Raw genomic sequence first — 12,901 nt, forward strand, 5'->3', positions numbered from 1 at the left:
CCAGCCTAAAACTGATTATTCCACTGTGTTAACCAGGTATTGGCCGTCGCCTGGTCCATCGGCCTGGCAAAGTAGTAACCTTGGGCATAGCGGCAGCCAAGCTCGCGCAAACCGATGGCGGCCAACGTATTTTCTACACCTTCGGCAATGGTTTCCAGCCCCAGGCTTTCTGCCAGTTTGAGGGTGGAGGCGACTACCTTTCTCGATTTTGACGAGGTTTCCATGGTAGTAACAAAGGATTTATCAATCTTGAGTTCGGTAAATGGCAGTTTGGCCAATTGCGCCATCGAAGAATAGCCGGTGCCGAAATCATCAATGCTCAGCTTGAAACCTTCGGTCCTGAGTTGAGAGAGGATTTGCTGCGCCTCTTCCGGGTCGTGCATGGTGGCGGTTTCTGTGAGTTCCAGAATGATTCTTTCCGGCGCTACCTCCAAAGATTGGCTGGCGTTGACCAATGCATTGGTGAGTAAGTGGTTTTTAATGCTTTTTGCCGAGATGTTGAGTGAAAATGACAGCGTTTTGCTGAGTGATCGAATAAAATTGAATCCTGTTTCAATCACAATCTGCGTCAGCTGGTCAATTTGCCCGGTTTTTTCAGCCACGGGAATAAACAATTCGGGCAGTTTGATCCCCAGGGTCGGGTGTTTCCAGCGCAACAAACCTTCAAAGCCAATTACTTTACCGCTGAGCAATTCAATTTGTGGCTGATAAAACAAGGTGAATTGGTCGTTACGGATGGCGTCATCAATGGTCGCGGCATCTACAATAAATGATTGGGCGCTCATATCGCTGCTGGTGTGCGCATGCAGGTCGACCGATACCTGGTCTGTCAGCAGGTTTCTCAATATGTGCTGGTGGAATGGCTGGTAGAGAATGCCGCGGATATTCAGGTTGTGCTCAATCGCTGCGAGTTGCGCGGCAGGCAGCGTGTCTGTACCAATGCCGCTACTTAAAATAATGGCTGATTGGCAATCCAGCTGGGCCAGGGTTTTTAATATCTCGATGCCATTGATGCTGGGCATGACGATATCAATCGCCAGATGTGTGGGCTTCCAGGCTAAAAATGCATCAATAAACAGCGAGGCGTCGGCCAATATTCTGACTTCAAATCCCAGGCTTTGAGCTTCGTGGGCAATGATATTGGCATCCTGAGTATCATCATCCAGGATTAAAAGCGTGCTTGTACGCATTGCGCAACCTCCTTTGTGATCTATTTAAATACTGATGGATAGATCCCTGTTTGGTTCGATTGAGTATTGCAGGCGCTTAATGCAAAGCGCTTTCAGGCATGTGGTACATGACATCGCAACGATGCATGCGATGGGTGGATGTGGCGATTAAAGAATTGATATTAATATAGTTTTTGTCAAACAGGTAATTCTTATCAACTTTTAAGAGCCATGTGAGTTGAGCAGGCGTAAGGTGGTAGGCATTAAATGCCCGTAGAAATGCTGGTCGCCGGTCAAGTGCTTGGAATGAGTTTAGCGTCGGCCAGATAGGCTTGCAACTGCTCTTTGGGCATGGGTTTGGCGAAGTAATAGCCCTGAATCAACTGGCAGCCCATGGCTTGTAGAAAGCGCACCTGGCTTTCTGTTTCTGCGCCTTCGGCCACGCATTCCATATGCATGCCCTGGCACAGCGTCAGAATTGAGCGCACGATGGTTTGGCTGGTGGTATTGGTTTCAATATCCTTGACAAAGCTACGGTCAATTTTCAGTTTGTCCAGCGGCAGGTGCTGTACATGACTTAAGCTCGAGTAGCCGGTGCCAAAATCATCCAGCGCCACTTTGGCGCCCGCCTTGCGCAGCAGGCTGATATTTTCACGCGCTGTTTCAAAGTCTTGTAACAAGGCGGTTTCGGTGATTTCAAATACAAAACGGTCAGGGGTGATCTGGCTGGTGTGCATCATGCGGATCAGTTCTTTAATCACGGCCTGGTTGGTGACGTCGTAAGCCGATAGATTGAATGACAGCCGCATTGTTTCTGGCCAGGTCGTCATTTCTGCCATTGAGCGGCTGAACATCAGTTTGGTGATGTCGGCAATCATGCCCAGGCTTTCTGCCACCGGGATAAACATGGCTGGTGAAACTGCGCCTATGGTGGGACTTTGCCAGCGGGCCAGGCTTTCAAACGCACATACCTCATCCGCATCAATATCAATAATCGGTTGAAATACCGGATAGAGCTCGGCATGGATATCTGCCGTGCGCAAGGCCTGGTCTATGCGGTTCAAATGCATGCGCTCTTGTTCCAGCGTCGCTGAGTAGATTTCCAGATTGCCGCGGCCGGTGCGTTTGACGTGATACAAGGCAAAATCGGCATGCTCGTACAGGGTTTGTGCCGAGATATAGTCGTCGCAAATAATGCAGGCACCCATGGAGGCTTTAACGATAATGAGCAGGCCATCAATGCTGATAGGCTGTGAAATTGCCTGGTTAATCTCATGGGCGATTTGCTTGAGTGACGCGTGTTTATCGTCGGTGACCAGGTGGAAAGCGAACTCATCGCCACCCAGTCGGTAAAACTGCACCTGGCCGGGCCTGACCTGCGCCAGCCGTTTGCCGACCTCAATTAATACCAGGTCGCCGATATGATGGCCGTGTACATCATTGACCGGTTTGAAGTTATCGAGGTCCAGAATCCCCACCGCAAAACAGTCTTGTGTTTGCCTGGCCAGCGCCAGCTGTTGCTCTACTTGCACAAAAAACTGCCGTCGATTGGGCAACTGTGTCAATACGTCCTGATTGGCCAGACGCTGATTTTCTTTTAATAATGTGTGTGTTTCAAATGTGGCATTGACCCATTTGTCGAACATGGTGGTGCTGCCACGCATGGTGATTAACATGCCCACTTCAAACACCATAATCAGCAACGTCATCAAATGCGCGTGCTCAAAGTCGCCACGATAAATACAGGCGATGGCCGACGAAATCATCAGCAGGTTATAAGCGTAAGCGGCCGGGCCCAGCTTGCTTAAAATAAACGCAAAGCAAAAGCCGTAAAGCGTATTGTGGAAAATCAGGAAGTAGTGACCGAAGGTGTCGGTGAGCGGGTAGAGGTAAATGCTACGCCAGAAAGTGAAGAATCCAGCCAGGATAAAAACGATGGAGGCGATCTCCAGTCGTTTACGTATTTTGTCGATAGAAGGTTGTTCGTCGCGGTGCCAGAACCAGTACAGCAGCAGGCTGCAAACAATCAGCATCCTGATCAGGGGTGTCGCGATTGACAGCGACCAATGCACCTGGTCATTTAAAACGATCATTTGTATGCTGAGGGCACTAATCGCGGTGAAAAGTGCGACAGGCACATCTTCAAGCAGGCTGTTATAGCGCGCTCGCAATACTTCATGGCTGGTCGTTTTAAAAAATGACATTGATTTTTTAGACTAATTATTGTCTTTTAGTGATCCAATATTAAGCATGCGCAACCCGTTTCGATCTGGCAAACACAGCGCAATAAGCTTTCCAATTGTGGATTTGGTCTGGCAGCAAACACTGGCAGCCGTTTTGTTGGCGGTATTTTTGCGCAGACGGAGTCCGGCAGTGATTTTACTTTTATTTCAATATATTTAAATGGTTTATTGCAGCCATTTTTTATAAAGATGGTTGAAATGAACCGGGTGAATTTGCCAGTTTTTAAATGCATTGACATTTTTTAATTGAGAATCAATCTCTTATTGAATCTCGTGGTGATGGCATGTGTTTTGCAAACAACCAAACTATTCAAAGTAGGGTGGTGGAATATGAGCGAAACACTAGCTTGGTGCGGCATTGATTTAAAGTGGGCCTATACCGACGTCTTGCGTCGGATTGGTCGTCGCACGGCGTGTGTGCAGCGCGCCAAGGATATCTTGCACGATGCACTGGTTTTCTTTGCCGTCTCAAGCCACCCGGCGCGTGAAGAGTCACCGCAAGCTTACTTGAATGGTATCGTCAACCATTTGCTGGTAGACGAGTTTCGCCACAGGACGCGGTTTGTCGACGAAGACCAGATTGATGAAGCCGCGCTGATTCTGGAATGCACGCCCGAGCAGTTGTATGAAACCCGGCAAAAGCTGCATCACTTGCAACGTGTGGTCGACTTGTTGCCAGAAAAATGCCGCCAGGTATTCTGGCTCTATCATGTGGATGAGATGAAGCAACGCGAAATTGCCGTGCAGCTCAATATCAGTACCAATATGGTTGAGAAACACCTGATTCGTGCCATGCTGGATATCCGGGCATTTCAACAGGCGATTCATTAAGCCTGCCACTTATGTCTAAACCGCTCACGTCCAAATCATCTACAGCCAAGTCGCTCACACTAAGTGAAATGGCTGCGCGCTGGTACTTGCGTATGCGTGAGCATGCGAACAATCAACGCGCTGCCGAGCATCAAGCGTTTGAGCAATGGCTGGCGGACGACCCGATTCACGCTGCTGAATATAACAGCTTCGCCCACGCCATGCGCCAGCTTGACTCAGCTGAGAGCTTGTCTAGCCTGGCAGATGCTGCTGAGCAGCAAGCATTTCTGGCCAATGAAGCCCGTCGTAAAGCCAAGCAACAACGTTTGGCACAGCTGATGGTCGTCTGTTTTATTTGTATTGCTGGCTTTTTCTCGCATCAGCAATACCAGGTCTGGCAAGCCAAGCCCGTCATGCAGCTAGCCGCACAAAACCCGGTGGGGCAAATTGTCACTAAAACACTGGATGACGGCACCAAAGTCACCTTGAGCGCCAGAAGTGATATGGAAGTGACCTATTATCGCCACCAGCGTCATGTACTGCTCAAAGAAGGCGAAGCGATTTTTGAAGTAACCAAAGACCCTGATCGGCCATTTGTGGTGGAAACAGACACTGCAAGAGTAACCGTATTAGGGACGCGCTTCGCCGTCAACCGCCTGGAGCAGCTGGTGCGTGTGAGTGTTGATCACGGCCGTGTCAAAGTCGAACCCAGGTTTGAGTGGGATGCGATGCAAGCGGAAAGCCAGGCACTGATTTCGCGTGAAATTACCAATGGCCAAGTGGCTGAAGTGTATCCTAACCGCGCCATGGTGCTGGTCAACCGCCCAGCCTCCGATGCTTTTGCCTTTCTCAAAGGGCGCCTGGTCTTTGACCGTGCCGATACCAGTGAAATTGCCTACACCGTTTCTCGCTACCGTCAGAAGCCGGTGCAGTCCAAAGGCAAGCAGGCGCGCAATATTTCGGCCGATATTAATATTCAGGACATCGATCAGTTCTTGCGCGGCCTGCCTAATATCGCTCCGGTCAAACTGCAAGACACCCCGCAGTACACACTGCTTCATTCCCAGCATTAATTTCACCCATCAAAAGCGCCTTCATGGGCGCTTTTCTTATTGATCTCAGCGATTACATTTTCTTTGCCAACCGCTTTTAGTTTTTAATGTAAAGTTAAGTTAACAACATCAGGTTTTTGCTGTGCTCACAGATGAGTCTTAGACAGGAGAAATCTGTGAAGACATATAAGAAAATAAATAGAAGAGGAATCCACACTGCGTTGACTGCCTTGAGCTTGATGGCAACGCAACCGGTGTGGGCAGAAGCATTAAATACGCAATTGCCCAAACAGCAAGAGGAGGTCTTTGGTGTGCCAGTGAACGTGGATATTCCAGCACAGCCATTAGCCAACTCATTGCACGACCTAGGCAAAGCCACGGGCATGAATATTTCATTCCCCAATGACGCCGTTTCCGGCAAAACTGCACCCGAAGTGCGCGGTCGTATGACGCGTAAAGAGGCCTTGCAGCGTGTGCTGAGTGAAAGCGGTCTCGAACCTAAGGTGGAAGGCAATAATATCTTTATTCAAAAGCCACCGAAGCAAGACAAAAAGGACATTCAACTCGACAAAGTTGAAGTCCGTGCCAAGCGTAGCTACGACATTGGCCCTTTGCGAGGTCTGGCGCTGACCAAAGAAGAAATTCCTGGCAACGTGCAAAGCATCAGCGCTAAAGAGATCAAAGAATCCAAAGCGGTGAGTTTGACTGACCTGATGAACAGCAAGCTACAGTCAGTGAACGTTAACGACTACCAAAGCAACCCGTTTCAAATGGATGTCACCTACCGTGGCTTTACCGCCAGCCCGCAGTTAGGCACGTCACAAGGCTTAAGCGTGTTCCTGGATGGCATACGCGTCAACGAACCGTTTGGCGATGTGGTGAACTGGGACATGATTCCCATGAATGCCTTAAACAGTCTAGACGTATTCCCCGGATCCAATCCGCTATTTGGTTTGGGCACCTTGGGTGGCGCTATCAGCATGAAAACCAAAAGTGGTTTTGATAGCAGCGAAGGCTCGGTGGAGTACCTCGGTGGCTCCTTCAAGCGCAACCAGTTTCAAGGTTCTGTGGGAGGCAATAACGGTGTTATTGCCGGTTTTGCTGCGGCCAATATTTTCAGGGAAGATGGCTGGCGAGTGAATTCGCCCAGCGAGGTAAACCAAATTTTTGGTAAGGCTGAATGGCGTAACGACAGTGTGCAGCTTGGCCTAAGTATGCTCTACGCAGGCAACAAACTCATCGGTAACGGTTTGCTGCCCACTGAAATGGCTAAGCAGGATGGCAGCCAGATTTTTACCAGTCCGGACGAAACCAAAAACCGCTTATTGCAATTTCAGCTTAATGGCATTTGGGATGTGAGCGACACTTTCAATATCACTGGCCAAGTTTACAGACGTAAGAGCCGCAGAAATGCGAGCAATGGTGATGTAAACCAGAACTTTGGTGGTAGTGCAACAAGAAGACCAGTGGCTGGTGAGCAACTGGCCAATGGTTCACCTGACTTTAATGGTGATGGGTTGCCGGATATTGAGCCAGCAAATGGCGTAGCTATTGAGAATGTGGCTGCAACCTCAGTACCAGATGGCAGTGGTGGATTTATTAAGGCGATGTTAGATATTAATGGAGAGCCAGAATATTTCGGAGTTGATTCGAATGGAAACGTTTTGTTGAATTCGGCATTCTCAGCCTATGACGCCTCCTCTCCATCCGGGTATGACTTAAGTAAGCTTGCTATTGGTTCAAATGTCGCTAGCACAGCAGTGACTGGGCAATCAGTCGATTCGAATGGCAGTCCGCTTTGGACGCTGAATCCGCAGAACCTAACTACGGCACCAGCATTCAGTCCGGAGTTTTACCAATATGCGCTAAAAGTTTGGGCAGGTAGAGGTTTAGCTGATGACGGGCGTGGAAGTTTGCCGGGTCAGTTTTTTAATCCTGATGATCTCACTTATCAATATAAGGATGCCAATGGATTCTTAGTTGCTGGTTCATCTTATTCTATCGATGCACGTGATCCAGTCACCGGTGCATCTTTGATTAGGTTGTTTTCAGGTAGTAATCCTGGTCTAGGCAAACCATTAGGGCTGCTTGTGACCGATGCTGTTGGTATTCCAATAGATCGCAACGGGGCAGACTGTTCCTATACGCCAGCTGATCCTCGAAATGGAAAATGTGCTGGATATATCGAGGGGACGCCGACCGCACTGATTACTCAAACCGAGATAGATCAGACCACAGATGGAGCGTCACTTCAACTGAACTGGAACCTGGAAAATCATAAGTTTATGATGGGGGCGTCGATTGATGCTGCTGATGCCACTTATGAGAGTGGTCAGTATGTAGGGTTGTTTGATAGTAAACGCAGAGCATATCTTGATCCGAGTCAAGTGGGCTATGAATTTTATGCTTCTGACCATCGCATTGATTTAAATAACTTTGCTGGTAATAGCACGACAAAGAGCGTGTATTTCAGTGAAACCTGGACACCAAAAAAAGAATGGGCTTTTACCGCAGCAGGGCGCTTTAATTACACCAATATCAAAAATGAGCTTGCAACTAATAATATTTTAGGTTTACTGGGCCCGACGGCATTTAAAAATTTCTATCAGAACACTGTAGTGTGCCCAGATAGCAATGGTAATGGCACCCTGGAGTTGGAGGAGTGTCCAGCGGGTACTCTTTTGCCATTCAGCCCAGAGCGGGCCTTGGGTCAAGGTGTCCTTGGCAAAGGCGAGATTGAGAAGTTTACTTACCGTTCGTTCAATCCTAGTTTAGGCGCCACATGGCAGCCTACAGAGTCACTCAATTTATATGGTAACTGGAACCGGGGCGCACGTACACCTAGTGTGATTGAGTTGGGATGCGCATTTGATGATACCCCTGTGTATGACAAAGATCCTGTTACCGGAGAACTTATCTTTGTTGGCCCGCGTTCTCTGGCCGAGCGCCGATTCTGCAGTTTGCCTAGCACCCTCTCTGGTGACCCTTATTTAAAACAAGTGCGTTCTGAAACGGTTGAATTTGGTGGTCGGGGTTATTTGACTCCAACCATACAGTGGAATGCCACTGCCTATCAAACTGACCTGACTGACGATATTTACTTTGTGTCCTTTACCGCTGACCGAAGCTTTTTCCAGAACATTGGCGACACACGTCGTCGCGGCATTGAGCTCGGTTTACAAGGTAGGGCTGACAATTGGGGTTTCCGAGTTAACTACTCTTTGACTGATGCGACATTTCAAGAGCGTTTTATGATGGCGAGCCCCAACAATAGTAGTGCTGGGAACGTTTCTGGACGCGGAAACGGCTATGAGCAAATTACAGTTTCTCCTGGTAATCGTATTCCAGGTGTACCACTGCATAACCTCAATGCCACGGTTAGTTACGACATCACCCCAGACTGGACCGTGAGCCTGACAGGGATACTGCATTCAGAAAGTTTTGTGCGCGGTAACGAGAACAACAAGCATCAAGCAGGTGCTGCTAACTCTCGTTACCTAAGCTGTACTGCACCGACCGTGATTGATGGTATTCAGTACGGGAATGACACTTGCGCGACCAAAATAGAAAGCCCTAATTTTCGCTATCCAGGCAAGGTGCCAGGCTATGCAGTTTGGAACCTCAAGACCAGTTACAAACTAAACAAGAGCTGGACAGCTGGTTTGATGATTAACAACCTTTTTGATCGCGAATACTACAGCGCGGGCCGGTTAGGCATTAACCCATTCTCGCCATCTATCAACGGTGCGATTGGTCCTGGTGGTTTCAATTACAACAGCAACGATTGGTTAGCCAGTACCTTTTTGGCTCCCGGAGCACCGAGATCGGCATTTTTTACCCTGACTTATGACTTTGATGTGGGCAAGTAGAGTTGATGGAGAGTTAGCCGAATGATTTTTATGGAGGGGGCATTTGTGAACTGGAATGCCTAAAGCCATCAGTATTCAACCGCATTCAGATTAGAACTCACAAGGCGCTAACAGAGTGTGGTGAATTGGTGAAGCAGTACGCAGGCAGCCACAAATGCCTGCTCATTTTAACCTTTTTATTAGGAGCATGTAATGAGAAATCAATTACTAAAGTTGGCCTTGATGACTGCATTTGGCTTATCCGCTAATGCATTTGCAACAGGGTTGGAAAGCTTGCCTGCTGCAGGCTTCACGGTGACTGCGGGAACAAATCAGGTAGCCGGTACAACAGGTTGGCGTGAATGCAATACCACAGGTTTGTATGGCAGCCAGAATTACACAGCCCCAACAACTGGTGCCAATAATATCTGCGCAGTATTTCCATCGGGCGGCAATAATCCGGGTACTCCAGTTTCTGGTTTCACTAGTGTGACGCTGTCAACAGCGAAGCAAAGTGTAACCATTACCGCAAACGGCGAAACTTTGGCCACCATGCGTCAACGGGTTTATCGAAACTCCGCTGCAACAGAGTGCGTGTTTGAAAAGCGCTTTGTGATGGCAACTACAGGCACTTTCGATTACAACCCGCAGTTGTCTGGTAGTCAGCGCCTGGAAGTCAACGATTACGTATTGGGTGGTTTTAGCGGCACCACGGATGTGAGCGCAGGCTATTATCACTCAGCAAATACTGATTCTCCAGTATTTAGAATGGGGCGTTCATTTACTTCAGTTCAAATTCAAGGTGACGATTTTGATGCAGCGACAGTCTTGAATACTGGGTATGTGCGTCGTCCGGTAGACAGCCCTGCACCTGCCTCAGGTACAGAAATTAATGGTGTTGGTCAAACATTGGTTAGCCCAGGCACACCAACAGCAGCACAACAAACTGCTGAGATTCGTACCAACTGGGTGGACTTTACTGTAGATGTGACCGGTGGCGTGGATGAAGACGGTACAACAGCAAAAGATAGTCCATTCTTGTATGTTCAAGCAGGTTGCGGATCAGGTGCTGAAGCAACTGCTTTCCCAACAACCAACAACACCGTGCGTATTCGCCAGACTGGCCAAGAGTCCCAGCCATGGGTCACTGTGGTCACCAATGGTGTGACTCGTAGTAGTGCTAACGCAAACTTCTAATTTCAGTATTCATTAGTTTGTTAAGCATGTAAAAAATTGCCAGCGGTGTTGTTGCCGCTGGCAATCCCCCCGACTTTATGGGAGCGATGAAGTGTTAAAAACAAAGCGTTTTAAATTAATACCATTGTTAGGATTGTGTTTTTCTTTGATTTGCCAGGCTGAGTTTGTTGATTTACAGCCTAACAAGCGCTCTGCTTATGTGGCATGTAATACCACGGGGGAGTTTGGCTTGAAAGAAAGCGCTGCGCCAGAGATGGCACAGAAAAAGAATACCGCATGTGCGGTAGTTAATGACCTGTTGCTGGCTAGTCCAATGAATGCGCCGCTGGCCGGTTTTAATATGGTGGGCATGATTTCGCGTGGGATCGCGCCACCGGCACCTGAAGGCAACGATAGTGAGGAGTTCGCTACGCTGACCGATACGATCTGGTGGAATAAAGACACCAAAGAATGCATTTTTGGCACACATATATTAATGAAAGAGCCCAAGTTAAGTCATGGCGAACAGTGGGAAATTAATGACATTTTGCGTGGTGGTTTTTCTGGCCGCCCCGTGTCTGTGGCCTATTTTATGAATCCAAATCCTACTGCCAGCTACGGTATGCCAGAAGCGTTATACCGAGTTGGACGCAGCATGACATCAGTCAAGCAACCTGGTTTACCAGATTTGAACACTGCGCCCTATCACGATGGTTGGGTGGACTTCACCACGGATGTGAGTTTTGCTGACCAGGATGGTTCGACACGCAAAATGACGTCCATGTTGTATATCAAAAGCCATTGCGATAGCAAAGAGCCAGATGAGAAAGAAGGGGCGATTCGTTTGCGTACCACGGGTCAAAACGGACAAAAAGCATTTGAAGTCGTGCTGCCCGGATTGTTGCCAGCAGGTGCAAGCCTGGATTAAAAGACCTCTATCTTTTCGCAAGGTTAATTTTAGAAAGTGACGACGATGAAAATGGCGAAATTTAAGCAGGCAGGGTTTACCTTGTTGGAGTTGCTGGTAGTGATGGTGATTATCGGCTTGCTGGCGGGCTATGTCGGCCCCAAGTATTTTGCCCAGATTGGCAAATCAGAAACCAAAACGGCCAAGGCACAAATTGAGGCATTATCGCGCGCGCTGGATACCTATCGGCTGGATACTGGTCATTATCCAGCGACTGAGCAAGGCCTGGCGGCACTCAATCGCCAGCCGGATGGCGAGACCAAATGGCAAGGCCCATACCTGGCCAAAGGTGTACCCGCCGACCCGTGGGGCAGGCAGTATCTGTATCGTTACCCCGGCGAGCATGGCGACTATGACGTGTGGACGCTGGGCAGTGATGGCGCCGCTGGTGGCCAGGATGCTGATAGCGATGTCGGTAACTGGTAGCGCTTAAACGTCAGCCATCATGAAGTTTGAGTTAAAAGTGTTGCAGGGGGCGCAGGTGAGTTGGTTATCGCTGGATGCCACGGATCGCCAGGCTGCGCTGCTACAGGCGCAGGCACAAGGCTATGGTGTGTTACAGGTGCGGTCTGCGCGGGTATCAGGCTGGCCGCAATGGCCGCTCAAAACGCACACCTTTAATCTCAGCCTGTTTAGCCAGGAGTTGCTGACACTGCTTGAATCCGGACTGAGCCTGATTGAAGCCATTGAGGGCCTGGCCGAGAAGGAGCAACAAGACCACGCACGTGCCGTGTTAACCCAATTACGCACCAGCCTGTTTGAAGGCTTGCCTTTGTCTCAGGCACTGGCCTTGCAGCCTTCGGTATTCAGCCAGTTATATATCGCGCTGATTCGGGCCAGTGAACGTACGGGCGATATGGTGCAGGCGTTGCGGCGGCATGTGGCTTACCAGACGCAGGTAGAGGCGATTCGCAAGAAAATTATTGCGGCCTCAATCTACCCGGTATTGCTGATTGTCGTTGGCGGCCTGGTGGTGCTGTTTTTGCTCGGTTATGTGGTGCCACGTTTCAGCACGATTTATGAAAGTGGCGGCGACAATTTGCCCTGGGCCAGCCAAATACTGTTGCGCTGGGGGCAATTGTTGCAAGGGCATGGCGAGTGGGTGCTACTGGCAACCCTGGCTATGGCGGCATCGCTGTGGCTGGTGTTTTCGCGCCCGGCCAGCAAGGCCTGGTTGATGCAACGCGTGTGGCAAATCCCCAGCTTGGGTGAGGCTTTGCGTATTTACCAGCTGGCGCGTTTTTACCGCACGCTGGGGATGCTGTTACAGGGAGGAATTCCCTTGCTGACGGCACTGGGTATGGTGCAATCTTTGTTGCCGCAAGAGTTGCAACTGGCCTTGCAACGCGTGATTACTGAAGTACGTGAAGGCAAGGCCTTGTCAGGTGCCATGGAGTCGCATGGCCTCACGACCTCCATTGCCAACCGCATGCTACGCGTGGGCGAGCGTAGTGGACAACTCGATGAGATGTTAGGACGTATAGGCGTGTTTTACGACGAAGAAACGGCGCGCCGTGTGGAGTGGTTGAGCAAGTTATTGGAGCCCGCACTGATGGTGCTGATCGGCTTGATTGTAGGTTTGGTGGTGGTGTTGATGTATATGCCGATTTTTGAACTGGCGGGCGCCATAGAATGA

At 49.3% G+C, this 12,901-nt stretch carries 9 protein-coding genes; 7 read left to right on the forward strand and 2 right to left on the reverse strand.

Features of this window, described 5'->3' with window-relative positions; translation table 11 throughout:
* Positions 1-5 precede the first annotated feature (5 nt).
* Positions 6-1,190, reverse strand: coding sequence for an EAL domain-containing response regulator (locus B3355_RS05605; RefSeq protein WP_292781220.1), 1,185 nt, complete (start codon positions 1,188-1,190; stop codon positions 6-8).
* 272 nt (positions 1,191-1,462) lie between these two features.
* Positions 1,463-3,373, reverse strand: coding sequence for a putative bifunctional diguanylate cyclase/phosphodiesterase (locus B3355_RS05610; protein ID WP_292781223.1), 1,911 nt, complete (start codon positions 3,371-3,373; stop codon positions 1,463-1,465).
* A gap of 369 nt (positions 3,374-3,742) precedes the next feature.
* On the opposite strand from B3355_RS05610, the gene B3355_RS05615 reads away from it, so the two are divergent.
* The 7 genes from B3355_RS05615 to B3355_RS05645 all read left to right on the forward strand — a co-directional run bounded on the left by B3355_RS05615 (position 3,743) and on the right by B3355_RS05645 (position 12,901).
* Positions 3,743-4,243, forward strand: coding sequence for an RNA polymerase sigma factor (locus B3355_RS05615; RefSeq protein ID WP_019881504.1), 501 nt, complete (start codon positions 3,743-3,745; stop codon positions 4,241-4,243).
* 11 nt (positions 4,244-4,254) lie between these two features.
* The gene (locus tag B3355_RS05620) at positions 4,255-5,295 is read left to right on the forward strand and encodes a FecR family protein (protein ID WP_292781228.1); all 1,041 of its coding nucleotides are present in this window, start codon (positions 4,255-4,257) and stop codon (positions 5,293-5,295) included.
* A 155-nt stretch (positions 5,296-5,450) separates the two neighbouring features.
* On the forward strand, positions 5,451-9,143 hold the full coding sequence (locus tag B3355_RS05625) for a TonB-dependent receptor domain-containing protein (RefSeq protein ID WP_292781231.1): 3,693 nt from the start codon (positions 5,451-5,453) through the stop codon (positions 9,141-9,143).
* A 192-nt stretch (positions 9,144-9,335) separates the two neighbouring features.
* Positions 9,336-10,319: a hypothetical protein gene (locus tag B3355_RS05630; protein ID WP_292781233.1), complete on the forward strand. Its 984-nt coding sequence runs from the start codon at positions 9,336-9,338 to the stop codon at positions 10,317-10,319.
* A gap of 91 nt (positions 10,320-10,410) precedes the next feature.
* Entirely contained in the window at positions 10,411-11,226 is an 816-nt protein-coding gene (locus B3355_RS05635; RefSeq protein ID WP_152604409.1) for a hypothetical protein, read from the forward strand.
* Positions 11,227-11,271: 45 nt separating this feature from the next.
* The gene (gspG, locus tag B3355_RS05640; RefSeq protein ID WP_047514640.1) at positions 11,272-11,691 is read left to right on the forward strand and encodes a type II secretion system major pseudopilin GspG; all 420 of its coding nucleotides are present in this window, start codon (positions 11,272-11,274) and stop codon (positions 11,689-11,691) included.
* A gap of 19 nt (positions 11,692-11,710) precedes the next feature.
* Entirely contained in the window at positions 11,711-12,901 is a 1,191-nt protein-coding gene (locus B3355_RS05645) for a type II secretion system F family protein (protein WP_047514637.1), read from the forward strand.

Origin of the sequence: Methylophilus sp. UBA6697 (assembly GCF_002454655.1) — a bacterium.
GTDB lineage: Bacteria > Pseudomonadota > Gammaproteobacteria > Burkholderiales > Methylophilaceae > Methylophilus.